This window comes from Extensimonas vulgaris (assembly GCF_003337425.1).
GTDB classification, from domain to species: Bacteria; Pseudomonadota; Gammaproteobacteria; order Burkholderiales; family Burkholderiaceae_C; genus Extensimonas; species Extensimonas vulgaris.
In genome coordinates this window covers 1-26,317 of record NZ_QPJU01000016.1, presented here as the reverse complement: position 1 = coordinate 26,317, position 26,317 = coordinate 1, and the positions used below count along the sequence as shown (strand labels likewise).

General features: G+C 65.5%; 23 protein-coding genes. 17 read left to right on the top strand and 6 right to left on the bottom strand.

Going from position 1 to position 26,317, the window contains the following annotated elements; translation table 11 throughout:
• Nucleotides 1-282: GDP-mannose 4,6-dehydratase (locus DFR45_RS13815; protein WP_211306512.1), on the top strand; the 282-nt coding region annotated here is incomplete at its 5' end.
• The gene (rfbA, locus tag DFR45_RS13810; RefSeq protein WP_114484331.1) at nt 279-1,181 is read left to right on the top strand and encodes a glucose-1-phosphate thymidylyltransferase RfbA; all 903 of its coding nucleotides are present in this window, start codon (nt 279-281) and stop codon (nt 1,179-1,181) included. The genes DFR45_RS13815 and rfbA, both read left to right, overlap by 4 nt.
• Nucleotides 1,182-1,250: 69 nt before the next feature.
• Here rfbA and kdsB read toward each other — a convergent pair whose 3' ends face one another.
• The 5 genes from kdsB to DFR45_RS13785 are packed head-to-tail and all read right to left on the bottom strand — an operon-like array spanning nt 1,251 to nt 4,545.
• Nucleotides 1,251-2,087: a 3-deoxy-manno-octulosonate cytidylyltransferase gene (kdsB, locus tag DFR45_RS13805; RefSeq protein ID WP_114484330.1), complete on the bottom strand. Its 837-nt coding sequence runs from the start codon at nt 2,085-2,087 to the stop codon at nt 1,251-1,253.
• Nucleotides 2,084-2,266: a Trm112 family protein gene (locus tag DFR45_RS13800; protein ID WP_114484329.1), complete on the bottom strand. Its 183-nt coding sequence runs from the start codon at nt 2,264-2,266 to the stop codon at nt 2,084-2,086. Before DFR45_RS13800 ends, kdsB begins: the two co-directional genes overlap by 4 nt.
• A gap of 38 nt (nt 2,267-2,304) precedes the next feature.
• Entirely contained in the window at nt 2,305-3,393 is a 1,089-nt protein-coding gene (gene lpxK / locus DFR45_RS13795; RefSeq protein WP_114484328.1) for a tetraacyldisaccharide 4'-kinase, read from the bottom strand.
• A 47-nt stretch (nt 3,394-3,440) separates the two neighbouring features.
• Nucleotides 3,441-3,878: an ExbD/TolR family protein gene (locus DFR45_RS13790; protein ID WP_114484327.1), complete on the bottom strand. Its 438-nt coding sequence runs from the start codon at nt 3,876-3,878 to the stop codon at nt 3,441-3,443.
• Between the two features lie 22 nt (nt 3,879-3,900).
• Entirely contained in the window at nt 3,901-4,545 is a 645-nt protein-coding gene (locus DFR45_RS13785) for a MotA/TolQ/ExbB proton channel family protein (protein WP_114484334.1), read from the bottom strand.
• Between the two features lie 363 nt (nt 4,546-4,908).
• On the opposite strand from DFR45_RS13785, the gene xseA reads away from it, so the two are divergent.
• Both xseA and DFR45_RS13775 read left to right on the top strand, forming a co-directional pair.
• A complete protein-coding gene (xseA, locus tag DFR45_RS13780; protein ID WP_114484326.1) occupies nt 4,909-6,243 on the top strand; it encodes an exodeoxyribonuclease VII large subunit in 1,335 nt (444 codons plus the stop codon).
• Between the two features lie 89 nt (nt 6,244-6,332).
• Nucleotides 6,333-6,914, top strand: coding sequence for a superoxide dismutase (locus DFR45_RS13775; protein WP_114484325.1), 582 nt, complete (start codon nt 6,333-6,335; stop codon nt 6,912-6,914).
• Between the two features lie 63 nt (nt 6,915-6,977).
• Here the strand turns inward: DFR45_RS13775 and DFR45_RS13770 are convergent, their stop codons facing one another.
• The gene (locus DFR45_RS13770) at nt 6,978-7,451 is read right to left on the bottom strand and encodes a DUF192 domain-containing protein (protein ID WP_114484324.1); all 474 of its coding nucleotides are present in this window, start codon (nt 7,449-7,451) and stop codon (nt 6,978-6,980) included.
• A gap of 501 nt (nt 7,452-7,952) precedes the next feature.
• On the opposite strand from DFR45_RS13770, the gene icd reads away from it, so the two are divergent.
• From icd to DFR45_RS13700, 13 genes are all read left to right on the top strand, one after another.
• The gene (gene icd, locus DFR45_RS13760; RefSeq protein WP_114484322.1) at nt 7,953-9,212 is read left to right on the top strand and encodes an NADP-dependent isocitrate dehydrogenase; all 1,260 of its coding nucleotides are present in this window, start codon (nt 7,953-7,955) and stop codon (nt 9,210-9,212) included.
• Between the two features lie 207 nt (nt 9,213-9,419).
• Nucleotides 9,420-11,654 carry a putative bifunctional diguanylate cyclase/phosphodiesterase gene (locus DFR45_RS13755; RefSeq protein ID WP_338324298.1) on the top strand — a complete coding sequence of 745 codons (2,235 nt, stop codon included), beginning with the start codon at nt 9,420-9,422 and terminating at the stop codon, nt 11,652-11,654.
• Between the two features lie 324 nt (nt 11,655-11,978).
• Nucleotides 11,979-15,518: a chromosome segregation protein SMC gene (gene smc, locus DFR45_RS13750; RefSeq protein WP_114484320.1), complete on the top strand. Its 3,540-nt coding sequence runs from the start codon at nt 11,979-11,981 to the stop codon at nt 15,516-15,518.
• 22 nt (nt 15,519-15,540) lie between these two features.
• Complete coding sequence (locus DFR45_RS13745) at nt 15,541-16,737, top strand: cell division protein FtsZ (protein WP_114484319.1); 1,197 nt, start codon at nt 15,541-15,543, stop codon at nt 16,735-16,737.
• A 17-nt stretch (nt 16,738-16,754) separates the two neighbouring features.
• Complete coding sequence (ligA, locus tag DFR45_RS13740) at nt 16,755-18,860, top strand: NAD-dependent DNA ligase LigA (protein ID WP_114484318.1); 2,106 nt, start codon at nt 16,755-16,757, stop codon at nt 18,858-18,860.
• A 269-nt stretch (nt 18,861-19,129) separates the two neighbouring features.
• A complete protein-coding gene (locus tag DFR45_RS13735) occupies nt 19,130-19,882 on the top strand; it encodes a glucose 1-dehydrogenase (protein WP_114484317.1) in 753 nt (250 codons plus the stop codon).
• A gap of 63 nt (nt 19,883-19,945) precedes the next feature.
• On the top strand, nt 19,946-20,614 hold the full coding sequence (locus DFR45_RS13730) for a DUF2238 domain-containing protein (RefSeq protein WP_199755318.1): 669 nt from the start codon (nt 19,946-19,948) through the stop codon (nt 20,612-20,614).
• Nucleotides 20,615-20,619: 5 nt separating this feature from the next.
• A complete protein-coding gene (gene plsY, locus DFR45_RS13725; protein ID WP_114484333.1) occupies nt 20,620-21,291 on the top strand; it encodes a glycerol-3-phosphate 1-O-acyltransferase PlsY in 672 nt (223 codons plus the stop codon).
• A gap of 191 nt (nt 21,292-21,482) precedes the next feature.
• Complete coding sequence (locus tag DFR45_RS13720; RefSeq protein WP_114484332.1) at nt 21,483-21,887, top strand: RNA-binding S4 domain-containing protein; 405 nt, start codon at nt 21,483-21,485, stop codon at nt 21,885-21,887.
• Between the two features lie 225 nt (nt 21,888-22,112).
• Nucleotides 22,113-22,883: an ABC transporter ATP-binding protein gene (locus DFR45_RS13715; protein ID WP_114484315.1), complete on the top strand. Its 771-nt coding sequence runs from the start codon at nt 22,113-22,115 to the stop codon at nt 22,881-22,883.
• A 1-nt stretch (nt 22,884) separates the two neighbouring features.
• Nucleotides 22,885-23,652 (top strand): ABC transporter ATP-binding protein, encoded by a 768-nt coding sequence (locus tag DFR45_RS13710; RefSeq protein ID WP_114484314.1) that lies wholly within the window; start codon nt 22,885-22,887, stop codon nt 23,650-23,652.
• Between the two features lie 57 nt (nt 23,653-23,709).
• Nucleotides 23,710-24,912, top strand: a complete 1,203-nt coding sequence (locus tag DFR45_RS13705) for an ABC transporter substrate-binding protein (RefSeq protein ID WP_114484313.1) — start codon at nt 23,710-23,712, stop codon at nt 24,910-24,912.
• A 46-nt stretch (nt 24,913-24,958) separates the two neighbouring features.
• Complete coding sequence (locus DFR45_RS13700) at nt 24,959-26,152, top strand: ABC transporter substrate-binding protein (protein ID WP_114484312.1); 1,194 nt, start codon at nt 24,959-24,961, stop codon at nt 26,150-26,152.
• Nucleotides 26,153-26,317: the final 165 nt, after the last annotated feature.

Below are 26,317 nucleotides of genomic sequence, written 5' to 3'. Positions count from 1 at the left end.
GAGCTTGCGCCGCGCGCCGACGGCCAGTCTTACGCGCAGCAAATCACCTTCGTGCAAGACCGCCCCGGCCACGATCGCCGCTATGCCATAGACGCCAGCAAGCTCGAACGCGAACTCGGCTGGAAGCCCGCCGAAACCTTCGAAAGCGGCATACGCAAAACCGTGCAGTGGTACCTGGCCCACCAGGACTGGGTGCGCGGCGTGACCAGCGGCGCCTACCGCCAGTGGATCGACCTGCAGTACGCCGACACTGACGCCAGCACCACCAAGGAGCCCGCATGAGCCCGCGCAAAGGCATCATCCTCGCCGGCGGCTCCGGCACGCGCCTGTACCCCGTCACACAGGCCGTCTCCAAGCAGTTCATGCCCGTGTACGACAAGCCCATGATCTACTACCCGCTGAGCACGCTCATGCTCGCGGGCATCCGCGAGGTGCTCATCATCAGCACCCCGCACGACACGCCGCGCTTTGCCGAACTGCTGGGCGACGGCAGCCAGTGGGGCATGCAGTTGCACTACGCCGTGCAACCCAGCCCCGACGGGCTCGCGCAGGCGTTTCTGATCGGTGAAGCCTTCATCGGCCAAAATCCATCGGCGCTGGTGCTCGGCGACAACATCTTCTACGGCCATGACCTCGTCAAGCTGCTGCAAAGTGCGAATGCACGCACCGCGGGGGCCACCGTTTTTGCCTACCACGTGCAAGACCCCGAACGTTACGGCGTGGCCGAGTTCGACGCCCAAGGCCGGGTGCTGTCTTTGGAAGAAAAGCCCCCGCAGCCCAAGTCCCACTACGCCGTCACCGGGCTCTACTTCTACGACGCGCAAGTGGTTGAGCTGGCCAAGGGCCTGAAACCCTCGGCGCGCGGAGAGCTCGAAATCACCGACCTCAACCGGCTGTATCTGCAACAAGGGCAGCTGAGCGTAGAAATCATGGGCCGCGGCTATGCCTGGCTGGACACTGGCACGCACGACAGCCTGCTCGACGCCGCGAGTTTCATCGCCACGCTGCAAAAACGCCAGGGCCAGATGGTTGCCTGCCCCGAGGAGATTGCGTTCTTGCAACGCTGGATAGACGCCGAGCAACTGCAGGCGCTCGCGGCGCCGCTGCGCAAGAACGGCTACGGGCAGTATTTGCTCGGCTTGCTCGATGGAACCCCGATTGTCCATGAGGACGCGGGATGATGGCGCGGGGGCCGTCTGATGGAACTGGGGCTGCTGTTTCTGCGCCCCACGGCGCGCCAAACGCCGCGTTCAGCCAAGCAAGGCGCGCACCCGTGCGAGGTCGGCGGGAGTGTCCACCCCCGCGGCGGGCGCGTCGGCGCTGAGGTGCACGGCGATGCGGTGGCCGTGCCACAGCGCGCGCAGCTGCTCGAGCGCCTCCACCTGCTCGGTCGGCGCCGGTGCGAGCGTCGGAAATTGGCGCAAAAAGCCCGCGCGGTAGCTGTAGATGCCGATGTGGCGCAAGGGCGCAAAGCCCGCGGGCAGTGCATGCGCTGCAGCATCGGCATCGGCCGTAGCGCTGGAAGTGGCCTGCCACCAGGCCGTGCCCGCATGGTCGCGCGCGTAGGGGATCGGGGCGCGGCTGAAGTAGTGCGCGAGGCCGCGCGCATCGAGCACCACCTTGACCACGTGCGGGCTCAGGTAGTCATCCAGGCTGGTGAGCGCATGCGCGGCCGTGCCCATGCTGGCCTCGGGCCGCGCGGCCAGCAGCGCGGCCACGGCGTCTATGAGCGCGGGCGGGATCAGCGGCTCATCGCCTTGCACGTTGACGACGATGTGTTCGCCGTCCAGCCCGAGCAAGGTGCAGGCTTCGGCCAGGCGGTCGCTGCCGCTCGGGTGCGCGGGGTGCGTGTGCACAGCCTCGACGCCGTGCGCGGCGCAAACCTGCACGATGGCCGCGTCGTCGGCCGCGACGACCACGCGCGTGGCGGCGCTTTGCGCGGCGCGCCGCGCCACGCGCACCACCATGGGCAGGCCCGCGATGTCGGCCAGCGGCTTGCCTGGCAGACGGCTGGACGCAAGGCGTGCCGGGATCAGTACGGTGAAGGGTGGCGCAGGCGGGGTGGATGGAGATGTAGCCGCGCTCACCGCTGCAGCTCCTCGTCGCTGAGTGTGCGCGCTTCGGTTTCGAGCAGCACGGGGATGCCGTCGCGCACAGGGTAGGCCAGGCGTGCGCTGTGCGAAATGAGCTCCTGGCGTTCGCGGTCATAGCGCAGCGGGCCTTTCGTGACGGGGCAGACCAGCAGTTCGAGCAGTCTGGAGTCCATGGGGCTGGCGGGTGGGGGCGAGGGGGCTGTGGTGGAAGTCATGGATGCGATGGAGGTGGGCTCTGTGGCGCGGATTGTGCCCCTTCCCGCACCCGCGGCGACGGCGCAAGGCGCGCGTCGAGCAGCGCGAAAAACGCGGGCGGCAGGTCGAGCTCGAGCGGCACAGCCAAAGCCTCGGGGTAGCGGGGCCAGAGTTTGACCGCGTCTTTTTCGGTGCAAATCAAGGTGTAGCCATTGTCTGGTGTGCGCTGCCAGCTCTCGTAATCGTAGTGATCTGGCAGGGCCTCGGCGCGTGCGAGCGTCAGGCCCTGGGCGCGCAGCATGGCAAAAAAGCGTTCCGGGCGGGCAATCGCGGCGACGGCATGCAGGGCCTGGCCGCGCAGGCTCGCCAGCGGCACCGTGCTGCCGTCGGCGCGCAGCGCGCAGCGCGCGAGACGGCGTTGCAGCGCAAAGGCGGGCGCAGTGCCGGGTGCGATTGCGGGCGGCGGTGTGCCCACGAACAGCACCGCATCGACCGGGCGCGGCCAGGGCTCGCGCAAGGGGCCGGCGGGCAGCAAAAAGCCGTTGCCCACGCCTTCTTCGTTGAAGACGCAAATTTCCAGGTCGCGCGCCAGCGCCAGGTGCTGCAGGCCGTCGTCGCAGACGATCAGGTTGACCTCGGGATGCTGGGCGCGCAGCGCACGCGCCGCCTCGACACGCCGGCGCGCCACGAACACCGGCACGCCGCAGCGGCGTGCGAGCAGCAGCGGCTCGTCGCCGACCTCGGCCGCGCTGCTTGCGGGCGTGACGGCGCGGCAGTCGCCGCTGCCACGGTCAGCGCTGCGTCCATAGCCGCGTGCGACCACGCCGGGGCGCCAGCCCTGGGCCTGCAAATGCGCGAGCAGGGCCATGACCGCGGGGGTTTTGCCCGCGCCGCCGGCGATCACGTTGCCCACGACGATCACGGGGCAGCCGGGATGCGCCGAGGCGAGCACGCCACTCTCGTACAGCGCCCGGCGCAGCCGCACGAGCGCGCCGTAGAGCAGCGACAGCGGCCACAAGGCCCAGGCCGCCCAGCCGCGCCGCAACCAGATGCGGCGCAGGCGTGCGGCAAGCGCGGAGCTTTGGGAGGAGGGGGGGCCTGGCATGCGAGGGGGAGCAAAGGAGCGCCCAACAACGGGCGCAGGTGGAGCGCTCAGCGCGCCGCGGCCGAGGGCTGCGTGGCAAAGGTGATCTGCGACAGCCCCACGCGCCGCGCGGCTTCCATCACGCTGATCACGGCCTGGTGCGGCGCGGTGGCGTCGGCGCTGATCACGAGCACGCTGTCGCGCCCCGCGCCCGCAGTCTGTGCATTTGCCGCCTGCGCGAGTGCTGCGGCGACTGCGTCCACGCTCTTGCCGTCCACGGCCGTCTGGTTCACGGCATAGCGCCCATCGGCGGCCACGGCGACGATGATCTCGCGCGGATGCTCGCGCTGCTGCTCGGCGTCGGCCACGGGCAGGGTCAGCTGCAGTTCGGTGAACTTGCTGTAGGTGGTGGTGAGCATCAAGAAGATCAGGATCACCAGCAGCACGTCGATGAACGGGATCAGGTTGATCTCGGGCTCGTCCTTGGGGCGGGGGCGGAAGTTCATGGCCGGCAGCTCGCAGGGCTTGTCAGTGCGCGTTGCGGCGCAGCAGATGGCGCAGGAACTGCTCGGACGCAAGCTCCATCTGCAGCAGGTAGGCATCGACGCGGCCGCGGAAATAACGCCAGAAAATCAGCGACGGAATGGCCACGATGAGTCCGAAGGCCGTGTTGTAGAGCGCCGTCGAAATGCCGTGTGCGAGCAGCACCGGGTTGCTCGAACCCATGCCGCCACCCGCAGCGCCCGAGCCTGCTTGCGCGCCGAAAATCTCGATCATGCCGATCACCGTGCCGAGCAGCCCCAGCAGCGGCGCGGCCGAGGCGATGGTGGCGAGCGCGTTCAGGTATTTTTCGAGCCGGTGCGCCACGGCGCGGCCCGCGCCTTCCATAGCGGCGCGCAACTCGGCCTCGTCTGCGCGCGGGTTGCTCAAGAGCACGCGCAAGCCGCTCGCGAGCACCTCGCCGAGCGCCGAGTTGTGCGCGAGCTGGTTCACCACGGCAGGAGCGGGCAGACCGCGGGACGAGACGGCGATGGCCTCATCGAGCAAGGTGGGGGGCGCGACACGCGATGTTTTGAGGGCGGCGAAACGCTCCACGATCAGCGCCAGCGCGAGGATCGAGCAGATGATGAGCGGCCAGATGGGCCAGCCTGCGGCTTGTATGATCGACAGCAATTCTCTCTCCACGGGCAATCGGGCAGGCGGCGATTATGGCCCACGAAAAACGCACGGCCCGGCGCATTCCTGCCCACCAGCGATGGGCCACCCGCGCCGCGGGCCGCCCACAATTTCTGTGGATAACTTTGTGGGTAAACCCCTGCAGAGTGCCCCAAAACCCGCGCCAGGCCGTGCGTCGGTCACAATGATGAAAATTTACGCAGCAAAAAATACTTATAAATCAATGGGTTGCACGTATTTTCGTGCTCTCCGAGGGGGTTGGGCTGCTCTGCAATTCGCAGCTGCCGAGCGCGCTGCGCTGTGGAGTAGTGCATGTTCTGGGCCCGGCACGCCAGTGTGCAGCCATGGCCGGGGTGCGGCATGAGCGGGCCTTTCGCGGCGACTGGCGCCGTGCAGGTCTGGGAGGTTGGGGCGCTGTGCCGCGCCGTGGCTGACGCGCTCGAGGCGCGCTTCAACCCCGTCGCGGTGCGTGGCGAGATCACGGGTTTTGCGCGCGCCGCGAGTGGACATTGCTACTTTGCCATCAAGGATTCGCAAGGCCAGCTGCGTTGCGCGATGTTTCGCCGCGCCGCGAGCCTGCTCGACTTCGCGCCGCGTGACGGCGAACTGGTCGAGCTGCGCGGGCGCCTGGGCGTGTACGAGGCGCGCGGCGACCTCCAGCTCATCGTCGAGAGCATGCAGCGCGCCGGGCAGGGCGCGCTGTTCGAGCAGTTTTTGCGCCTCAAGGCCAAGCTCGAAGCGGAGGGCCTGTTCGATGCCGCGCGCAAGCGTCCGCTGCCGCTGCTGCCGCGCGGCATAGGCGTGGTGACTTCGCTGGGCGCGGCGGCGCTGCACGACGTGGTGAGCGCGCTGCGCCGGCGCGTGCCGCACATTCCCGTGGTGCTTGTGCCTGCACTCGTGCAGGGCGCGGGGGCACCGGCGTCGATCATCGCTGCGCTCTCAAAGTTGTATCTGCTTGCGCAGGCTGCAAGCCGACAAGAGGCCGATTTGGCTCTAAATATACCGCCGGGCGCGCCGCCCATCGACGTGATCCTGCTCGTGCGCGGCGGCGGCTCCATCGAAGACCTCTGGGCCTTCAACGACGAGCAGCTCGCGCGCACCATCGTGCAAAGCCCGGTGCCCGTGGTCAGCGGCGTGGGGCACGAGACCGACTTCACGATCGCCGACTTCTGCGCCGACCTGCGCGCGCCCACGCCCACGGCTGCGGCCGAGCTCGTGGCGCAGCCGCGTTCGCTCTGGCTGGGCGCGCTCGATCTGCTGCAGCAGCGCCTGGCCGACGCCGTACAGCGCCAGCTCGATGCGCGCTGGCAGCGGCTCGACCAGGCAGCGGCGCGCCTGGGGCGGCCTTCGGCCTTCGCCGTGCGTGCGCAGCTGCGGCTTGCGCAGCAGGCGCAGCGGCTGCGCCATGCGATGCTCCTTCATTTGCAGCATCTTGCGCACACTAGTCAAGTGCTGGAGGCCGATTTCATGCAAAAAACACGGCAGCGCCTCGCACGCGAGCAAGAACGCCTCGCGCGCCTCGCGCTGCGCCTGCAGCTGCTGGATCCTCAGCAGGTGCTGCAGCGCGGCTATGCGCTGCTGAGCGACGCCGACGGCCACGTGCTCACGAGCGCCCACGCCGCGCACCCCGGCGACGCGGTGCGCGCACGCCTGGCCGACGGCACGCTGGAGCTTTTGGTCGCAGCGCCGCACTGATGGCCGATTCCTTCCTACAATCGCAGCTCGCCAGTTCATATGAACCCGGACGTTCCGGGCCCATCCCCTCTAATGAAAGGAAAACGACCATGGAACACAAACTGCCTCCTCTGCCTTTCCCGATCGACTCGCTCGCCCCTTATTACAGCCAGGAAACGCTCGAATACCACCACGGCAAGCACCACAACGCCTACGTGGTCAACCTGAACAACCTGCAAAAAGGCACCGAGTTCGAGAACATGGCGCTCGAAGACATCATCAAGAAGTCGAGCGGCGGCATTTTCAACAACGCTGCGCAGGTCTGGAACCACAGCTTTTTCTGGAACTGCATGAAGCCGCAGGGCGGCGGCGAGCCCACGGGTGCGCTCGCGGCGGCCATCAACGCCAAGTTCGGCTCGTATGCAGCGTTCAAAGAGGCTTTCGTGAAGTCGGCCGTGGGCAATTTCGGCTCGGGCTGGACCTGGCTCGTCAAAAAACCCGACGGCAGCGTCGATATCGTCAACACGGGCAACGCAGGCACACCGCTGACCACGCCCGACAAGGCCTTGCTCACAGTCGATGTGTGGGAGCACGCCTATTACATCGACTACCGCAACCTGCGCCAGAAGTTCGTCGAAACCTTCTTCGACAAGCTCGTCAACTGGCAGTTTGCCGAAGCAAATTTCGCCTGAGTTTTGCGCGCACAGCACAAAAAAACGGCCTGCGGGCCGTTTTTTGTTGGGGGGTGCCGGGCATCAGTGTCGCGCGAACGGCGCCCCGCCGAGCTTGAAGCCCGGCTTGATGCCGTGGCGCGCGAACCAGCCCTGGTTCATCTCTAGCACGTAGCGCACGGGCTCGGCCGAGCAGTGCGAGTTCGTGGTTTGCGGCTGCATGTCAGCCAGGTTGACGATGGTGCCGTCGTCGCGCACGAAAGCCGCCGTCAGCGGCAGCAGCGTGTTTTTCATCCAGAAGCACTGCTGCGCGGGCTGCTCGAACACGAACAGCATGCCCTCTTGCATGGGCATCTGCTTGCGCCACATCAGGCCGATCTCGCGCTGCTCGGGGGTGTACGCCACCTGAGCGTCGATGCGGTACATCCCGGCCGTGAGTTCGACGTGCGGCAAATCGAGCTGCGGCGCCTGCGCGAGCGCAGCGCTGGCCAGTCCGAGGGAGAGAACGGCGCACACCAGGCGCCGCAGAAGGGCGGCAAAAACGGCAGGGGTGAGCATCGAAGTTGCTCCATGAGGCAAGGAAAAAATGGACGAAAAAAATCGCCCGCGAGGGGCGATTTTGCGGTATTTGCCAAGCACCGGCATGTTGCCAGTGCTCGGCCAAGCCCGATCAGGATGCCTTGGCAGCAGACTTTTTGGCGTGCTTTTTGGCCTTCTTGTGGGTGGCCTTCTTGGCAGGAGCCGCAGCATCAGAGGCAGGAGCGGCAGCAGGGGCGGCCGGTGCGGGTGCAGCCGCCGGAGCCTGGGCGAAAGCGCCCGCAGCAAACACGGCAGCCATCAGGGGGGCGAGGAGTTTTTTCATATATGCCAAATCCTGGATTGAAAGGAAAAATTACGAGGGATGAAACCGTGCGAAAAGCTGCACAGTCTCAGACATAACGATAGCAGTTTCGAGGGCGTTGACAGGCTCTGACGGAAAAATTTTTGTCGGTAGAATGCCCGAGCCAGAGGGTATCCCCTCGTCTTTTTCAGTTCAGCACCTTCACGGAGACCCCGTCCATGACCAGCTACCAGCACATCAAAGTGCCCGCCCAGGGCCAAAAAATCACCGTCAACGCCGACATGTCGCTCAATGTGCCGGACCAGCCCATCATTCCATTCATCGAGGGCGACGGCACGGGGGTGGACATCACGCCCGTGATGATCAAGGTGGTCGATGCTGCAGTGGCCAAGGCCTATGGCGGCAAGCGCAAGATCCAGTGGATGGAGGTCTATGCCGGCGAAAAATCCACCAAGGTCTATGGCCCCGACGTGTGGCTGCCCGAAGAAACCCTGCACGCCGTGCGCGACTACGTCGTCTCCATCAAAGGCCCGCTGACCACGCCGGTGGGCGGCGGCATCCGCTCGCTCAACGTCGCGCTGCGCCAGGAGCTCGACTTGTACGTGTGTCTGCGTCCGATCCAGTATTTCGACGGCGTGCCCTCGCCCGTGAAAGAGCCGCACAAGACCAACATGGTGATCTTCCGCGAGAACTCCGAGGACATCTACGCCGGCATCGAGTTCGAGGCCGAGTCCGAAAAGGCCAAGAAGCTCATCAAAATTCTGCAAGAGGATTTTGGCGTCAAGAAAATCCGCTTCCCGGCGACTTCGGGCATAGGTGTGAAGCCCGTCTCGCGCGAGGGCACGGAGCGCCTGATGCGCAAGGCCGTGCAGTACGCGATCGACAACGACAAGCCCAGCGTGACCATCGTGCACAAGGGCAACATCATGAAGTTCACCGAAGGCGCATTCCGTGACTGGGCCTATGCGCTCGCAGCGCGTGAGTTCGGCGCCGAGCCGATCGACGGCGGCCCGTGGATGAAGTTCAAGAACCCCAAGACGGGCAAGGAAATCACCATCAAGGACAGCATCGCCGACGCCTTTTTGCAGCAAATCCTGCTGCGCCCGGCTGAATATTCGGTGATCGCGACGCTGAACCTCAACGGCGACTACATTTCCGACGCGCTCGCCGCGCAGGTGGGCGGCATTGGTATCGCCCCCGGTGCCAATTTGTCGGATTCGGTCGCGATGTTCGAAGCCACGCACGGCACCGCGCCCAAGTACGCGGGCAAGGACTACGTGAACCCCGGCTCGGAAATCCTCTCGGCCGAGATGATGCTGCGCCACATGGGCTGGGTCGAGGCGGCGGACGTCATCGTTGCTTCGATGAAGAAGGCCATCCTGAGCAAGAAGGTGACCTACGACTTCGCGCGCCTCATGGAAGGCGCAACGCAGGTCAGCTGCTCGGGTTTCGGGCAGGTCATGATAGACAACATGTGATTCTCGGGCGCCGCGCATTGCGTGCGTCCATGGAGCCCCGGCACCGTGCTCGGCCGGGGCTTGTTTTTTGCGCCATGCTCCGGTTTTTTGTCTTTTTTGCTGTGAATTGCATGGCTTTCAAGGCTTATGGATTCATCTTCTAAGGCGGTTTCTGGTCAGCGCCACTCCAGCGGTTTTAGCGCTCTTTTGAAGCGCTATGGGCCTGGCTTGTTGCCCGGACTGCTCGTGGCGTTGGCGGGGGGCGCTTTCGGCTATTCGTTGGGTAGCGGCTTCGTGGCCGGGCTTTCGCTGGCCTTGGCCTTGCTGATCGTTTTGCTGTGGCGCCAGCATCTGCAGGTGCGCGAATCCGAAGCTGCCCTGCGCACGACGGAGCGGCGTTTCCTGCGGCTGTTCGACCACGCCGCCGTGGGCATCAGTCTCTCGGAAACCCACACGGGCCGTTTCGAGCGCGTGAACCAGCGCTTTTGCGACATCGTCGGTTACCCGATGCAAGAGCTGTTGCAACTCGACTTTACGCACATCAGCCACCCTGACGATCTGGTGCAGGACTTGGCGCAGATGCGGCGTCTGCACGCCGGCGAAATCAGCGAATACCGTCTGGAAAAGCGCTATTTCCACAAAGACGGGCGCCAAATCTGGGTGGATTTGAGCGTTGCGGCGTTGTGGGAGCACGGCGCCACGCCCGACTACCACGTGGCCGTGGTGCAGGACATCACGCAGCGCAAGCAGATGGAGCAAGCTCTGCGCGAGAACGAAAGTCGCTTGCGCATGGTGCTGCAGCGCCTGCCCGTGGGCGTGTGTTTGCTGGAGGCCGACGGGCGCCTGAGCTACCGCAACGAGGAGTTCGTGCGCATCAGCGGTTACACCGAGCAAGAGGTGCCCACGCTAGCCGCCTGGTGGGAGCACGCCTACCCTGACTTGGGGCTGCGCGCCCATTACCAGGAGCTGTGGGCTGAACTCTCACACACCGCCATGCTGAGCGACGGCACCATTCCCGCAGCCGAGTACCTGATCCATTGCAAGGACGGCCGTCAGCGCCCGGTCGAAGTCACGGGGGTGCCGCTCGGAGAGCGCATGGTGGTATCCATGCGCGACCTCAGCGAGCGCAAGGCCGCCGCAGAAGAAATCCACAACCTGGCTTTTTACGACCTGCTCACGCAGCTGCCCAATCGCCGCCTGTTGCGCGACCGGCTGCAGCAGGCGCTCGTGACGGCTTCCCGTCATGGGGCCTTGGGCGCGCTGCTGTTGCTCGACATCGACGACTTCAAGACGCTCAACGAAACCCAGGGACACGAAAAAGGCGACGCGCTGCTGCGCCAGGTCGCGCAGCGGCTGCGCGAGGTCGTGCCCGGCGACGACACCGTGGCGCGTCTGGGGGGCGACGAGTTCGCCGTGCTGCTTGCAGACCTGGGCGACACAGCCCATGAGGCGGCGCTGCGCAGCGGCGCGGTGGGCGAAAAAATCCTTGCCGCGCTGCGCCAGCCTTTCGACCTCGACGGCGAGGTGCACCACAGCTCCATCAGCATGGGCGTCACGCTGTTCAGCGGGCAGGATGCCGCAGAAACCGTCAATGAGTTGCTCAAACGCGCCGACCTTGCCATGTACCAGGCCAAGGCAGCCGGGCGTGACACGCTCTGCTTTTATGAGCCGGCCATGCAAGCCTCGGTCACGGCCCGTGCCGCGCTCGAGGCCGATATGCGCACGGCTTTGGCCCAGGGCCAGTTCGTGCTTTATTACCAGCCGCAGTGGGAGCGCGAGCGCATCGTCGGGGCCGAGGCGCTGCTGCGCTGGCTGCATCCGCACGATGGTTTTGTCTCGCCCGCGCAGTTCATCCCGCTGGCCGAGCAGTCGGGCTTGATCGTGCCGCTGGGCACCTGGGTGCTGCAGCAGGCCTGCGCGCAGCTTGCACTTTGGGCGCAGGAGCCGGCGCTGGCGCAGCTCACCCTGGCCGTGAACGTGAGCCCGCGCCAGTTCCGGCAAAGCGACTTCGTGGCGCAGGTGCTGGCGGCCCTCGCAAGCCACGGCACCGACCCGCGCCGTCTCAAGCTCGAGTTGACGGAGGGGCTGCTACTCGAAGACACCGAAGCCACCATTGCCAAGATGGGCGAGCTCAAGCGCTACGGCGTGGGCTTTGCGCTCGACGACTTCGGCACGGGGTATTCGTCGCTTGCCTACCTCAAGCGCCTGCCGTTCGACCAGCTCAAGATCGACCAGAGCTTCGTGCGCGACGTGCTCACCGACCCGAACGACGCCGCGATCGCGCGCACCATCGTGGCCCTGGGCGCGAGCCTGGGTCTGAGCGTGATGGCCGAAGGGGTGGAGACCGAGGCGCAGCGCGCCTTTCTGGAGCGCCACCAATGTCACAGCTGGCAGGGCTACCTGCTGGGCCGTCCCATGCCCGAGCAGGACTTCGAGCACACCGTGCGGGCGCAGGCGCACTAGGAGCCTGTCGGACTTTGGAATCGTCGGCTGCGAAAGCGCCGCAGCGGCCCATTTTTTACCGTCTTCTTGCCCCATAGTCCCGCTATGGGGCGGCGAATCCGGCAAAAACTGGCCTCGCTGGGGCGCATTCTCGCTTTCGACGTCCAAAGTCCGACAGGCTCCTAGGGATCCGAGCGTGGTACGGATTTCTCGATTTGATAGCTGTTAACGCTTATCCTGCAAGGGCTAGAGGCTTATTTGATGCCTGAAATTCCAAGCAGGTATCATGCGCGCCTTTCTTGCCCTGCCCGAGCCGTGTACGTGTCGGCCGCAGTGCACTGACCCATGCGCCTCACCTCGATCAAACTCTCCGGTTTCAAGTCTTTTGCCGAACCTACGCAGTTCGCGCTGCCGGGCCAGCGCGTGGGTGTGGTGGGGCCGAATGGCTGCGGCAAGTCCAACATCATGGACGCGGTGCGCTGGGTGCTCGGCGAGAGCAAGGCCAGCGAGCTGCGCGGCGAGTCCATGCAGGACGTGATCTTCAACGGCACCACCACGCGCAAGCCCGCGAGCCGCGCGAGCGTGGAGCTGGTGTTCGACAATGCCGACCACCGCGCGGGCGGCCCCTGGAGCCAGTATGCCGAGATTGCCGTGCGCCGCGTGCTCACGCGCGAGGGCGGCAGCAGCTACTTTCTGAACAACCAGCCCGTGCGCCGGCGCGACGTGCAGGACGTGTTTCTGGGCACGGGCCTGGGGCCGCGCGCCTACGCCATCATCGGCCAGGGCACCATCAGCCGCATCATCGAGTCTCGCCCCGAGGAGCTGCGCCTTTTTCTCGAAGAAGCTGCGGGCGTGTCCAAATACAAGGAGCGCCGGCGCGAAACCGAAAACCGCCTGGCCGACACGCGCGACAACCTGGTGCGCGTGGAAGACATCGTGCGCGAGCTGGGCGGCCAGCTCGAACGGCTCGAGGCCCAGGCCGAAGTCGCGCAGCGCTACAAAGCGCTGCAGGCCGCTGCCACGCTGCGCCAGCAGCAGCAATGGTTTTTGAAGCGCGCCGAGGCCGCCGCCGAGCAGGAGCGCGTGCGTGCCGAAGGGCTGCAGGCCGTGAACGAGCTCGAGGCGCGCACGGCCGAATTGCGCCAGGTCGAAGCCGCGCTCGAAGCGCTGCGCCAGTCGCACTACGCTGCGGGCGAGGCCTTGAACCAGGCGCAAGGGCAGCTTTACGAGTCCTCGGCCGAAGTGGGGCGGCTCGAGGCCGAAATTCGCTACGTGGTCGAAGGGCGCACGCGCGTGGCCCAGCGCCTGGAAACGCTGCAGGAGCAGATCGCGCAGTGGGAGCAACGCGCGCAAGAAGCCGCGCAAGAGGGCGAAGACCTCGCCGCGCGCCTCGAAGCTGCACAGGAGCAGGCTGCAGTGCTCGAAGCGCAGCTGGCCGAGCAGGCCGAGCAATTGCCCGCGCTCGAAGAAGCCTGGCGCGCGGCGCAGGCGCGCGCGGCCGAGCAGCACCGCGCCGTGCTGCAGCTGCAGCAGCAATTGCAACTGCTCGCGGCCGAGCAGCGCAGCCTGGGCGAACAAAGCCGCCAGCTCGACTTGCGCCTGGAGCGCCTGCACGGCGAGCAGCGCCAGCTCACGCCGCCCGACGAAGCGCAGTTGCAGGCCCTGCGCGCCGAACACGAGGCGGCGCAAGAAGCCGCAGCGCAGGCCGAGGCGCGCCTGGCCGAGTTGCAGGACAGCGTGCCCCAGCGCGATGCCGAGCGGCAGGCGCAGCAGCAGGCCGTGCAGGCCGAGGCCGCGCACCAGGCCACGCTCGCCGCGCGCCTCGCCGCGCTGCAGGCGGTGCAGGAAAAGGTGCAAAGCGGCGGCAAGCTGCGCCCCTGGCTCACGCGCCACGGGCTCGACGGCCTGCCTGCGCTGTGGCAGCGCCTGCACATTGCGAGCGGTTGGGAAAGCGCGCTCGAGGCCGCGCTGCGCGAGCGCCTGGGCGCGCTCGAAGTCGGCCAGCTCGACCGCGTGCATGGCTTTTTTGCCGGGACGGGCAAGACGGATGGGGGCGAAGGCCCGCCCGCGCGCCTGGTGTTTTTCAGCCCGCCGCTCGCGCCCAAGCCGGCCACAGCGGCCACACGCGCGCGCCTGTCCGACCTGCTGCGGCTGCACGACCCCGGGCTGCAGGCCGTGCTGGCCGACTGGCTGCATGGCTGCTACACCGCGCACACGTTGGCCGAGGCGCTCTCACAACGCGAGCAGCTTGCGCCCGGCGAGCGCATCTACCTGCCCAGCGGCCACGCCGTGAGCGCGCACAGCGTGGACTTTTACGCGCCCGACTCCGAGCAGGCCGGCCTGCTCGCGCGCGCGCAGGAGATCGAACACCTCGAAAAAGAACTACGCGCCCAAGCCATCATGGGCGAACAGGCACGCAGCGCGCTCGCACGCGCCGAGGCTGCGTACGCGCAAGCGCAGCAGCAGCTCGCGGCCGCGCGCCGCGCCGCAGCCGAGGCGCAAAAGCAGGCGCACGCGCTGCAGGTGCAGCTCGTGCAGCGCACGCAGCAGGCCGAGCAAAGCCGCACGCGCAGCGCGCAGATCGCCGCCGACCGCGCCGAGCTCGAAGCGCAAGGCGCCGAACTGCAGGAGCGCCAGGCCACGGCCGAGGCGCGCTTCGAGGAGCTCGACCTGCAGCTGGCCGACAGCCAGGAGCTCGAGGCGCAGCAGGCCGAGCGCGTGCGCGCAGCCGAGCTGCGCTGGAATGCGGCGCGCGAGCAGCAGCGCGGCCTGGAGCGCCAGGCGCAGGAGGCGGACTTTGCGCAGCGCAGCCTGGAGGCACGCCGCGCCGAGCTCGCGCGCGCCTACGACACTGCACAACAGCAGCTGCGCGCGCAGCACGCGGAGCTGCAGCGTGCCAACGACGAGCTCGCGCGCCTGTCCGACGCGGCGGCGCAGGGTGGACTGCAGCAGGCGCTCGAACAAAAAAGCGCGCGCGAGCAGGCGCTGGCGGCGGCGCGCAGCGCCTACGACGAACTCACGCAGCGCCTGCGCGCGCACGACGAACGCCGCATGCAGCTCGAACGCGCGCTCGATCCGTTGCGCGCGCGCATCACCGAGCTGCAGCTCAAGGAGCAGGCCGCGCGCCTGGGGCTGGAGCAATACGCCGGCTTGCTTGCCGACGCGCAGGCCGACCTGGACGCGCTCGCGCGCTCCGTCGCCGAAGGCCCGGTGCGCCTTGCGGGCCTGCAGCCCGAAATCGAGCGCCTGCAGCGCGAGATCGCGGCGCTCGGGCCCGTGAATCTGGCCGCGCTCGAAGAGCTCGCCGCCGCGCGCGAGCGCAAGCAGTTTTTGGATGCGCAGACGGCCGACCTGAACGCGGCCATGCAGACGCTCGAAGACGCAATTCGCACCATTGACGCCGAAACACGCGAGCTGCTCTTGGGAACCTTCGACGCCGTAAACACGCACTTCGGCCGCATGTTCCCCGAGCTTTTCGGCGGCGGGCAGGCGCGGCTCATCATGACGGGCGATGAGATCCTCAACGCCGGCGTGCAGGTGATGGCGCAGCCGCCGGGCAAGAAAAACCAGACCATCCACCTGCTCTCTGGCGGCGAAAAGGCGCTCACGGCGATCGCGCTCGTGTTTGCGATCTTTCAGCTCAACCCCGCGCCGTTTTGCCTGCTCGACGAGGTCGATGCGCCGCTCGACGACGCGAACACCGAGCGCTATGCCAAACTCGTGACCCGCATGAGCCGCGACACGCAGTTCCTGTTCATCAGCCACAACAAGATCGCCATGGAAATGGCCGAGCAATTGGTGGGCGTGACGATGCAGGAGCAGGGCGTCTCGCGTATCGTGGCGGTCGATATGGAGTCGGCCCTGTCGCTGGCCGACGCGTCCTGAACCAAACCCATTTTTTGCACCCATGAGCACATTGCAATGGAGCCTCGCGATCATCGGCGGCCTGGTGCTGGCCGTGCTCGTCGCCTACAACGCCTGGACGCTGCGGCGCAACGCCCCGCGGCGCGCGCAAACGCCAGGCGATGCGCACAAGGATACGCACACCGCTGCCGCTGCGCCCGAGCCGGCGGCTGTCGGGGTACAAGGCAGGGCAGGGCAGGGCGCCGCGCTGCCAGAGGAGCCCGGCCTGCGCCTGGAGCCCGTTTTTGACGCGGCGCTCGCGCCCGCCGGCCTCGAACATGGCCCCCACCCGGCCAGCCACACCGTCGACGCGCGCGATGCGCTGGCCGAGCCCGTGCGCCCGGTGCCTGCGCCCATTCCCCCGGGGCTGGTGGCAGAAAGCCGCTTCGTGCTCGACGCGCTGATAGACGCCATCGCCCCTCTGCAGCCCGAGCACGAAGTCACGGGCGAAGCCGCGCTGGCCGCCCTGCCGCCCACGCGCCGCGCCGGTAGCAAGCCTTTTGCCATCGAGGGCCTGAACGCCGCCACCGGCCATTGGGAGCGGCCCGCGCCGGGGCAGCGCTACCAGCGCTTTCAGGCCGGCGTGCAGCTTGCCAACCGGCTCGGCGCACTCAACGAAATCGAGTTTTCGGAGTTCGTTGCCAAGACGCAGGCTTTTGCCGACGCGATCCATGCGATGCCCGACTTTCCCGACATGCGCCACGAGGTCGCACGCGCCCGCGAGCTCGACCAGTTCGCGGGCGAGCACGACGCGCAGCTTGCGTTCGCGCTGCGCGCGCGCAGCACGGCCTGGAGCCCCGGCTACGTGGAGCAAAACGCCGCGCGCCTGGGCTTCGTGCCCAGCGCGATGCCGGGGCGCATGCTGTTGCCTGCGGGGCCCGGCCTGCCGCCGCTCTTGACTTTGGGCTTCGACATGCAGGCCGCGCAGGCCGAGGATTTGGACCAGTCCGCCCTCTGGGAGCTCACGCTGAGCCTGGACGTGCCCCAGGTGGCGCCGGCCGAGCAGCCCTTTGCGCGCCTGCGCGAAGTGGCCATGGCGCTGTGCGAAGCCATGGACGGCGTGCTGTGCGACCAGGAAGGGAACCCGCTGCCGGCCATGGCGCTCGATGCCATCGCTGCCGACCTCGAGGCGCTCTACGCGCAGCTCGCCGCGCGCGACCTGGCGGCGGGCTCGGCGCTCGCACGGCGCCTGTTCAGCTGAGCCGGAGGCAGCGCGCCATGCCAGAAAATAAAGCATCTTTTTCGGCCTCAGCCCAGGACAGAAAAGCGCAAGCAGCTATCAAAATCAAAGAACTGCGCGAGCGCCTGGAGCGCTGGGCGCGGCTGTATTACGTGCACGACGCGCCCGAAGTGCCCGATGCCGAATACGACCGTGCGTTCCAGCAGCTGCAGGCGCTGGAGGCCGAATTCCCCGACCTCGTCACACCCGACTCGCCCACCCAGCGCGTGCTCGGCGAAGTCAAGCAGGGGCTGGAGCCGGTGCGCCACAGCGTACCCATGCTCAGCATACGCACCGAAACCGACACCGGCCCCGGCGCCGCGCTGGCCTTCGATGCGCGCGTGCGCCGCGAACTGGGCCTTGGCGACGCCGATCCGCCCGTGGAGTACGTGGCCGAACCCAAGTTCGACGGGCTGGCCATGAACCTGCGCTACGAGCAAGGCCGTCTCGTGCTCGCAGCCACGCGCGGCGACGGCGAGGTCGGCGAAAACGTCACGCACACCATTCGCACGATTCGCCAGATACCGCTATTGCTGCCCGCGGACGTGCCGCCGCTGCTCGAAGTGCGCGGCGAGGTCTATATGGCGCGCGCCGACTTCGAGGCCCTCAACGAGCGCCAGCGCGCGCGCGGCGGCAAGACCTTCATGAACCCGCGCAACGCCGCCGCCGGCGCCGTGCGCCAGCTCGACGCGCGCATCGCTGCGCAGCGCCCGCTGCGCTTTTTTGCCTACGGCACGGGTGCGCTCACGCCGCCCGAGGAAGGCGGGCCCGATTTCGGCACCCACTACGCGCTGCTGCAAACCCTCAAAAAATGGGGTTTTCCGGTCTCAGAGCACGTCAAACTTGCGCATGGTGCTTCTGAATTGGTAGCTTACCATGCCGCCATGGGCGCCCTGCGCGACCAACTGCCCTACGACATCGACGGCGTGGTCTACAAGGTCAACCGGCTCGATTGGCAACGCCGCCTGGGCTTCGTCACGCGCGAGCCGCGCTGGGCCGTGGCGCACAAATACCCGCCGCAAGAGGTGGTCACGCGCGTCGAAGGCATAGACGTGCAGGTCGGGCGCACGGGCAAACTCACCCCCGTGGCGCGGCTCACGCCCGTGCTCGTGGGCGGCGTCATGGTCACCAACGCCACACTGCACAACCTGTTCGAGCTGCGCCGCAAAAAAGTGCGCGTGGGCGACCAGGTCATCGTGCGCCGCGCGGGCGATGTGATCCCCGAGGTCGTGGGCGTCGTGCCGCAACAGGTATCGGCACAGGCACGGCCCCGCTACGTGCCCAACTTCCGCATGCCACGCCAGTGCCCCGTGTGCGGCAGCGCCGTGGTGCGCGAAAAAGGCGAGGTCGATTACCGTTGCACCGGCGGCCTGTTCTGCCCCGCGCAGCGCAAGCAAGCGCTGCTGCACTTTGCCCAGCGCCGCGCCATGGACATCGAGGGCCTGGGCGAAAAGCTCGTCGATCAGCTCGTCGATGGCGGCATCGTGCAAACCGTGGCCGATCTTTACCGGCTCGACCTGGCCACCCTTGCAAGTCTGGATCGAATGGGCGAAAAGTCGGCGCAAAATCTGCTCAATGCGCTAGAAAAGTCGAAGCATACGAGCTTGCCGCGGTTTTTGTTCGCGCTCGGCATACGCCATGTCGGCGAAGCCACGGCCAAAGACCTCGCACGCCACTTCGGCAGCCTCGATGCGATCATGAACGCCTCGGTCGAGCAATTGTGCGCGGTGCCGGACGTCGGCCCCGTGGTCGCGCAAAGCATCCACACCTTTTTCGCCCAGCCGCACAACCGCGAGGTGATCGCGCAACTGCGCGCCTGCGGCATCACCTGGCCCGAGGGGCCGCCGGCGTCTGCCCCTGCCGCGCTGCCGCTCGCGGGCAAGACGGTGGTGCTGACCGGCACCCTGCCCACGCTGAGCCGCGAAGCAGCCAAAGACCTGCTCGAAGCCGCAGGCGCCAAGGTCAGCGGCTCGGTGAGCAAGAAAACCGACTACGTCATCGCCGGCGCCGACCCCGGCAGCAAACTCACCAAGGCGCAGGAGCTCGGCGTGCCCGTGCTCGACGAGGCGGGGTTGCGGGCGTTGCTGGCCGCACCGGAGACATAACCCCAGTGCGGTGCATGGCTGCGCCTACAATGGTTCGGCTCGTTCGAACGTTTGTTTGAGCGGGTTGAACCCAGATTGTCCGTTAAGCGGTGCTGCGCACCTACGCGGGCGTTGGCGGACGCCTGCCGGTCATTTTGGCCGCGGCTTCGGCGTCCATGACACGGGCCATGGACTTCTCACCCGCGATCAAACTGCCACGCCAGCCGCCTCGCCACCATCCCGCGTCCTAACGGACAATCTGGGTTGAACCAACCAATCCAGGAGGTGTCATGAAACGCGTGCAAGACAAAGTCGTCCTCGTCACCGGCGGGGCCATGGGCATGGGGCAGGCCCACAGCGAACTGCTCGCCGAGCAAGGCGCATGGGTGTTTGCTGCCGACATGAACCAGGAAAAAGGCCAGGCAGTGGTCGAAGGCATACGCAAGAAGGGCGGCAAGGCCGACTTCCTCAAGCTCGACGTGACGCAGGAGGCCGACTGGAACGCTGCCGTGGCGCAGATCATCGAGCGTGCCGGACGCATCGACGTGCTCGTGAACAACGCCGGCATCCTGATCATGAAACCCGTGCAGGACACCACCAACGACGAGTGGGACCGCATCTTCGCCGTCAACGTGCGCGGCGTCTTTCTTGGCACGCGCGCGGTGATTCCGCACATGCAAAAAGCGGGCAAGGGCAACATCATCAACATCTCGTCGATCTATGGTCTGGTCGGCGCGCCCAGCGCTGCCGCTTACGAGGCCTCGAAGGGCGCGGTGCGCCTCTTCACCAAGGCCTGCGCGGTCGATCTCGCGCCGTTCAACATCCGCGTCAACTCGATCCACCCGGGCGTGATCGAAACGCCCATGACCAAAGACCTGCTCGCGATCCCCGAACAACGCCCGGCCTTGCTCGGCCCCACCTTGCTGCAGCGCCCCGCGCAGCCCATCGAAGTCTCGCAAGCCGTGCTCTTTCTCGCCTCGGACGAGTCTTCTTTCGTGCACGGCGCCGAGCTCGTGGTCGATGGGGGCTATACCGCGAACTGAGGACGTGCCGGTCATGCGGGGCAGATTCCAATTTCCGGTTTAGTTGTCGTAGCGTCAGAGTGCATGGTCAAAGCGCATCCTGCCGTCCATCAGGCTTCGAAGGGCAAGCGTTGTCCAACGGCGCAGCGGCCTTTTCGTGAGAACAGGCCGCTGCAGTGGATGGTGCTGTGGGTGGTCACCCTGTGGGTGCTCACCGCGATCGCACCGCGCTATCCGCGCGACTGGCTGCTGGAAAATCTGCTGGTGTTCGCCTCCTGCGGCCTGCTGGCGCTCACGTACCGCCGGTTTGCCTTTTCGAATCTGTCCTACGGCCTGTTCACCGTGTTTCTGTCGTTGCATCTGGTCGGCGCGCACTACACCTACGCCGAGGTGCCGCTGGGTTTCTGGCTTCAGCACGCGCTCGGGCTCGCGCGCAACCATTACGACCGCATCGTGCATTGCGCTTTCGGCCTGCTGCTGGCTTATCCGCTGCGTGAGCTGCTTTTGCGCGGCGGCGGCTTGCGGCGCAGCTGGTCTTATGGCATGACGGTGGTGACCGTTGCGGGCCTCAGTTGCGGCTACGAGGTGATAGAAGCCATCGCTGCGATGCTGGTGGAGCCACAACTCGGCGTAGCCTATCTGGGCACGCAAGGGGATATGTGGGATGCCCAAAAAGACAGCTTGCTGGCCATCGTCGGTGCCGCATTCGCGATGCTGTGCGTGCGGTTTTCATCTCTGAAGGAATGTCCTTGAACACCATGCTCTCGCTCTTGCTTCCGCTTTCCGCCACCCTGGCGGCCTATCTGATGGGCTCGTTGTCCTTCGCCGTGCTCGTCTCGCACGCCATGGGGCTCAGCGATCCGCGCACCTATGGCAGCAAGAATCCCGGCGCGACCAACGTGCTGCGCTCGGGCAGCAAGGCCGCCGCCGTCGTCACGTTGGGGCTCGACGCCGCCAAGGGCTGGCTGCCCGTGGTGCTGGTGCGCTGGTTCGGCAAGCCCTATGGACTCGAAGAGGGCACGCTGGCGCTAGTGGGGCTCGCGGCGTTTCTTGGGCATTTGTGGCCGGTGTTCTTTCGCTTTCAGGGCGGCAAGGGCGTGGCCACGGCGCTTGGCGTGTTGCTGGGCGTGAGCGGCTGGCTTGGCTTGGCGGTGGCGCTGACCTGGGTGTTCGTGGCCTTGGTGTCGCGCTATTCCTCGCTCGCGGCGCTGGTTGCCGCGGTCTGCGCGCCAGCGTATTACCTGCTGCTAGACGGCGTGCTCTGGGATGCCGACGCTCGCATCGCCGCGGCCATAGGCGCCATGGTTTTGCTGTTGATCTGGCGCCATCAGGAGAACATCCAGCGCCTGCTGCGGGGGACGGAGTCGCGCCTGGGACAGTCCAAGCGCGCGGCTGGCACGTCCGGCACTGGCAGCACCCATCGGCCCTGAGCATGTCCAAACACGAACTTCTAGCAGCCTGTCGGACTTTGGGCGTCGAAAGCGAGAAGGCGCCCCAGCGAGACCAGTTTTTGCCGGATTCGCAGCCCCATAGCGGGACTATGGGGCAAGAAGACGGTAAAAAATGGGCCGCTGCGGCGCATTCGCAGCCGACGATTCCAAAGTCCGACAGGCTGCTAGGCATGCGCCTGGACAAATGGCTCTGGTGCGCGCGCTTTTACAAGACGCGCGGCCTGGCCGTCGAAGAAATCCACAAGGGCCGCATCAGCGTGAACGGCCAGCCGGCCAAGCCCGCGCGCGAAGTGCGGCCCGGCGACGCCGTGCTGCTGCGCCAGGGGCCGGTGGTGCGCGAAGTCATGGTGCGCGCGCTCAGCAACCAGCGTGGCCCGGCCGCGGTGGCGCAGCAGCTCTACGAAGAAACCGCGCAAAGCCTCGCCGCCCGCGCGCGGGCCGCCGAGCAGCGCCGCCTCGCGCCCGAGCCCGCCGCCAGCCTCAGCGAAGGCCGCCCGACCAAGCGCCAGCGCCGCGACATGGAGCAGCTGCGCCAATGGGATGACCGCTGGAGTGCATCCATAGACGCGCCGTAAGCTGCATTTTTGGTAGCTATCAGCGCTTGCTGCACCTGCACAAAATCGCTAAAAAAGCAATTTTTTCTGGTGACAAGTTCGTGCAATTACATCAGCATTTATCCTGATGCGGCTTTGCAGCAAAAGCGGTTAGGATGCACGCTCCCGGCGGTTGTCCGGCCTCTCCCATTCGCCTCTGCCAGGGGCGCATTGCCATTTTTCCCTCCATGAAGTAGCCAAGGTGCCATGAGCGACGTCATCCTCGAAACCCGCAAGCTGACCAAGGAGTTCAAGGGCTTCACCGCCGTCAACCAGGTCGATCTGGCCGTGCGCAGGGGCTCCATCCACGCGCTGATCGGCCCCAACGGCGCGGGCAAGACCACCTGCTTCAACCTGCTGACCAAGTTTCTCGAGCCAACCTCGGGCACCATTTTTTTTAACGGCCACGACATCACGGCCGAAAAGCCCGCGCAGGTCGCGCGGCGTGGGGTGATCCGCTCGTTTCAGATTTCGGCAGTGTTCCCGCACCTCACAGTGCTCGAAAACGTGCGCGTGGGCCTGCAGCGCAAGCTCGGCACCGAATTTCACTTCTGGCGCAGCGAACGCACGCTGGACCAGCTCAATGACCGTGTCATGCAATTGCTCGCCGAGGTCGGCCTCGAAGACCTGGCCGACGAAATCACCGTGAACTTGCCCTACGGGCGCAAGCGCGCGCTCGAGATCGCCACCACGCTGGCGGCAGAGCCCGAGCTCATGCTGCTCGACGAGCCCACGCAAGGCATGGGGCACGAAGACGTCGATCGCGTCACGCGCCTGATCAAAAAAGTGTCTGCCGGGCGCACCATCCTCATGGTCGAGCACAACATGAAAGTGGTCTCGACCATCGCCGACCGCATCACCGTGCTGCAACGCGGCGCCGTGCTGGCCGAAGGCTCGTATGCCGAGGTTTCGAACGATCCGCAGGTGATGGAGGCCTACATGGGCACGACCGACGGCCAACTGCAAGGAGCGCACTGAGATGGTCGCCACCGTATCCTCTCCCGCACCCGCCATTGCGCGCGCCACGGCCGGCAAATCCGCAGCGCCTGCACTCGAAATTCATGGTCTGCACGCCTGGTATGGCGAGTCGCACGTGCTGCACGGCGTTGACATGCGCGTGGAGCACGGTGAGGTCGTGACGCTGCTCGGGCGCAACGGCGCCGGGCGCACGACCACGCTGCGCGCCATCATGGGCCTGGTCGGTGCGCGCAAAGGCTCGATCAAGATCAACGGCACCGAAACCATCCACCTGCCCACCTACCGCATCGCACATCTGGGCGTGGGCTACTGCCCCGAGGAGCGCGGCATCTTTTCGAGCCTGACCTGTGAAGAAAACCTGCTGCTGCCGCCCGTGCTCAAGACCGGCACGCCCGGCATGTCGCTCGAAGAAATCTACGCCATGTTTCCCAACCTCGCTGAGCGCCGCCACAGCCAGGGCACGCGTTTGTCGGGCGGCGAGCAGCAGATGCTCGCAGTGGCGCGCATCCTGCGCACGGGCGCACGCCTGCTGCTGCTCGACGAAATCTCCGAGGGCCTCGCGCCCGTGATCGTGCAGGCGCTCGCGCGCATGATCACCACGCTGCGCGAAAAAGGCTACACCGTGGTCATGGTGGAGCAGAACTTCCGCTTTGCCGCGCCGCTGGCCGACCGTTTCTACGTCATGGAGCATGGGCGCATCGTCGAGCAATTCGCCGCCGCGGAGCTCGACGTCAAGATGCCGGTGCTCAACGAGTTGCTCGGTGTCTGAGCCCTTTTGCATGCGCGCTTTTCGCCTTTCTTTCACTTCACTTCCAAGGTCGCAAGCATGAAACACCCTCTACGCAAGCTGGTTTCCTTTCTGGGCATCGCAGGCCTCGTCGCTGCAGGCCCACTCGCGCACGCGCAGGACAAGGTGAAGATCGGTTTCATCACCGACATGTCGAGCAACTACGCCGACGTCGATGGCAAAAATGGTGCGCTCGCCATCCAGATGGCGATTGACGATTACGGCGGCAAAGTGCTCGGCAAGCCGGTCGAGCTCTTGACCATGGACCACCAGCACAAGCCCGACCTCGCCGCGACCAAGGCGCGCGAGTGGATAGACACGCAGGACTTGACCATGCTGTTTGGTGGCAGCAACTCTGCGGTGGGTTTGGCCCTGGCCCGCGTGGCACAGGAAAAAAAGCGCGTCTATATGGTCAACGGCGCCGGCGCTTCGCAGCTGACCAACGAGCAATGCAGCCCTTACACGGTGCACTACGCCTACGACACCGTGGCTCTGGCCAAGGGAACCGCCGGTGCTGTCGTCGACCAAGGCGGTAAGGATTGGTTCTTCTTGACCGCAGACTATGCTTTTGGTAGCGCCATGGAGCAGGACGCGACCAAAGTCATCAAGGAAAAGGGTGGGCGCGTGCTCGGCAGCGTGCGCCATCCGATCAACGCCTCGGATTTTTCGTCGTTTCTGTTACAGGCGCAAAACTCGAAAGCCCAGATTCTGGGGCTCGCGAATGCCGGCGGCGATACCATCAATGCGATCAAGGCCGCCAAGGAATTCGGCATCACCAAGACCATGAAATTGGCTGGCATGCTGGTGTTCCTGTCCGACGTGCATTCGCTGGGCCTCAAGAACACCGAAGGTTTGTTGCTGACCACGAGCTGGGACTGGAATCTCAACGACCAGACACGTGCTTTCGGGCGCAAATTCTTTGCCAAAACCAAGCGCATGCCCACCGATATTCAGGCGGCCAATTACTCTGCCACCATGACATACCTCAAAGCCGTGGAAGCCGCCAAAACCACGGAGGCGGATGCCGTCATGGCCAAACTCAAATCCATGCCGATCAATGATTTTTATGCCAAAGGCTACGTGCGCGCGGACGGCCGTTTCATGCATGACATGTACCTGATGCAGGTGAAGTCGCCCGCCGAATCCAAGGAACCTTGGGATTATTACAAGGTGGTCGCCAAATTGCCCGCGGAGCAGGTTTTCACGACCAAAGCGGAAAGCAAATGCGCCCTTTGGAAATGAAGCCGATCGCAAAATAAATCTCGCAATAAAACGCCCGGAGACCAAAATGGGACATTTCCAGCGCGCTGGTCTGGCAGTTTCTTTGCTTGCATGTTTTTGTGGTGGGGCCGCGGCAGACGAAAAAGTCAAAATCGGCTTCATCACCGACATGGCCAGCAACTACGCCGATGCCGACGGCAAAAACGGCGCGCTGGCGATCCAGATGGCAATCGACGATTTCGGTGGCAAGGTGCTGGGCAAACCGATCGAGCTGCTCACGGCCGACCATCAGCAAAAAGCCGATGTCGCCGTGTCCAAGGCGCGCGACTGGATCGACAACCAGGACCTCACCATGCTCGTGGGCGGTACCAATTCGAGCGTCGCGCTCGCGCTGGCCAAGCTCGCGGCAGACAAAAAGCGCGTTTACATGGTCAATGGTGCGGGCACTTCGCTGTTGACCAACGAGCAATGCAATCCTTACACCGTGCATTACGCCTACGACACCGTGGCGTTGGCCAAGGGCACGGCCGGGGCCATCGTCGATCAGGGCGGCAAGGACTGGTTTTTTCTGACCGTCGATTACGCCTTCGGTACCGCAATGGAAAAGGACGCCGCCAAGGTCATCGAGGCCAAGGGCGGGCGCGTACTCGGCAGCGTGCGCCATCCGATCAATGCCTCGGATTTCTCTTCCTTTTTGCTGCAGGCGCAAAACTCCAAGGCCAAAATCCTGGCCTTGGCCAATGGCGGCGGCGACACCATCAACGCCGTCAAGGCCGCCAAGGAATTCGGCATCGACAAAACCATGAAAATGGCAGCGATGATGATTTTCATCACCGATATCCAGGGACTGGGTTTGAAAACTGCCGAAGGGCTGATGTTCACCACGAGCTGGTACTGGGATTTGAACGAACAGACACGCGCTTTCGGGCGCAAATTTTTCGCCAAAACCAAACGCATGCCATCCGATCTGCAGGCGGCCGATTATTCTTCGGTCATGACGTACCTGAAGGCCGTGCAGGCCGCGAAAACCACCGACGCCGATGCCGTGATGGCCAAAATCAAGTCCCTGCCGATCAACGATTTCTACGGTCAGGGCCGCGTGCGCCCCGATGGGCGTTTCGCCCACGACATGTATTTGATGCAGGTAAAAGCACCGGCGGAATCCAAGGAGCCGTGGGACTATTTCAAGCTGCTCGCCAAGCTGCCACCAGAGCAGGTTTGGACGACCAAAGCCGAAAGCAAATGTTCACTGTGGCAATGACTCCCACAAGGTGTCTTTGCCGAAATTTCACCCCCGTATTTTCAATAAGGAGATCGACATGAAGAAACATTAAGTAATCACTTGAAACTGATGTGGAATGTCTTACCGTAACCATCCAGCAGCGCTTGCACCTCTGCCAAGAGTTGTTCTTTGGCCCAACTCTTG

What these genes read in the sequence shown, in the direction of transcription:
- rfbA (WP_114484331.1), top strand. Translation starts at nt 279, where the DNA reads ATGAGCCCGCGCAAAGGCATCATCCTCGCCGGCGGCTCCGGCACGCGC.
- DFR45_RS13800 (WP_114484329.1), bottom strand. Translation starts at nt 2,266, where the DNA reads ATGGACTCCAGACTGCTCGAACTGCTGGTCTGCCCCGTCACGAAAGGC.
- lpxK (WP_114484328.1), bottom strand. Translation starts at nt 3,393, where the DNA reads ATGCCAGGCCCCCCCTCCTCCCAAAGCTCCGCGCTTGCCGCACGCCTG.
- DFR45_RS13790 (WP_114484327.1), bottom strand. Translation starts at nt 3,878, where the DNA reads ATGAACTTCCGCCCCCGCCCCAAGGACGAGCCCGAGATCAACCTGATC.
- xseA (WP_114484326.1), top strand. Translation starts at nt 4,909, where the DNA reads ATGAGCGGGCCTTTCGCGGCGACTGGCGCCGTGCAGGTCTGGGAGGTT.
- DFR45_RS13775 (WP_114484325.1), top strand. Translation starts at nt 6,333, where the DNA reads ATGGAACACAAACTGCCTCCTCTGCCTTTCCCGATCGACTCGCTCGCC.
- DFR45_RS13770 (WP_114484324.1), bottom strand. Translation starts at nt 7,451, where the DNA reads ATGCTCACCCCTGCCGTTTTTGCCGCCCTTCTGCGGCGCCTGGTGTGC.
- icd (WP_114484322.1), top strand. Translation starts at nt 7,953, where the DNA reads ATGACCAGCTACCAGCACATCAAAGTGCCCGCCCAGGGCCAAAAAATC.
- smc (WP_114484320.1), top strand. Translation starts at nt 11,979, where the DNA reads ATGCGCCTCACCTCGATCAAACTCTCCGGTTTCAAGTCTTTTGCCGAA.
- DFR45_RS13745 (WP_114484319.1), top strand. Translation starts at nt 15,541, where the DNA reads ATGAGCACATTGCAATGGAGCCTCGCGATCATCGGCGGCCTGGTGCTG.
- ligA (WP_114484318.1), top strand. Translation starts at nt 16,755, where the DNA reads ATGCCAGAAAATAAAGCATCTTTTTCGGCCTCAGCCCAGGACAGAAAA.
- DFR45_RS13735 (WP_114484317.1), top strand. Translation starts at nt 19,130, where the DNA reads ATGAAACGCGTGCAAGACAAAGTCGTCCTCGTCACCGGCGGGGCCATG.
- DFR45_RS13730 (WP_199755318.1), top strand. Translation starts at nt 19,946, where the DNA reads ATGGTCAAAGCGCATCCTGCCGTCCATCAGGCTTCGAAGGGCAAGCGT.
- plsY (WP_114484333.1), top strand. Translation starts at nt 20,620, where the DNA reads ATGCTCTCGCTCTTGCTTCCGCTTTCCGCCACCCTGGCGGCCTATCTG.
- DFR45_RS13720 (WP_114484332.1), top strand. Translation starts at nt 21,483, where the DNA reads ATGCGCCTGGACAAATGGCTCTGGTGCGCGCGCTTTTACAAGACGCGC.
- DFR45_RS13715 (WP_114484315.1), top strand. Translation starts at nt 22,113, where the DNA reads ATGAGCGACGTCATCCTCGAAACCCGCAAGCTGACCAAGGAGTTCAAG.
- DFR45_RS13710 (WP_114484314.1), top strand. Translation starts at nt 22,885, where the DNA reads ATGGTCGCCACCGTATCCTCTCCCGCACCCGCCATTGCGCGCGCCACG.
- DFR45_RS13705 (WP_114484313.1), top strand. Translation starts at nt 23,710, where the DNA reads ATGAAACACCCTCTACGCAAGCTGGTTTCCTTTCTGGGCATCGCAGGC.
- DFR45_RS13700 (WP_114484312.1), top strand. Translation starts at nt 24,959, where the DNA reads ATGGGACATTTCCAGCGCGCTGGTCTGGCAGTTTCTTTGCTTGCATGT.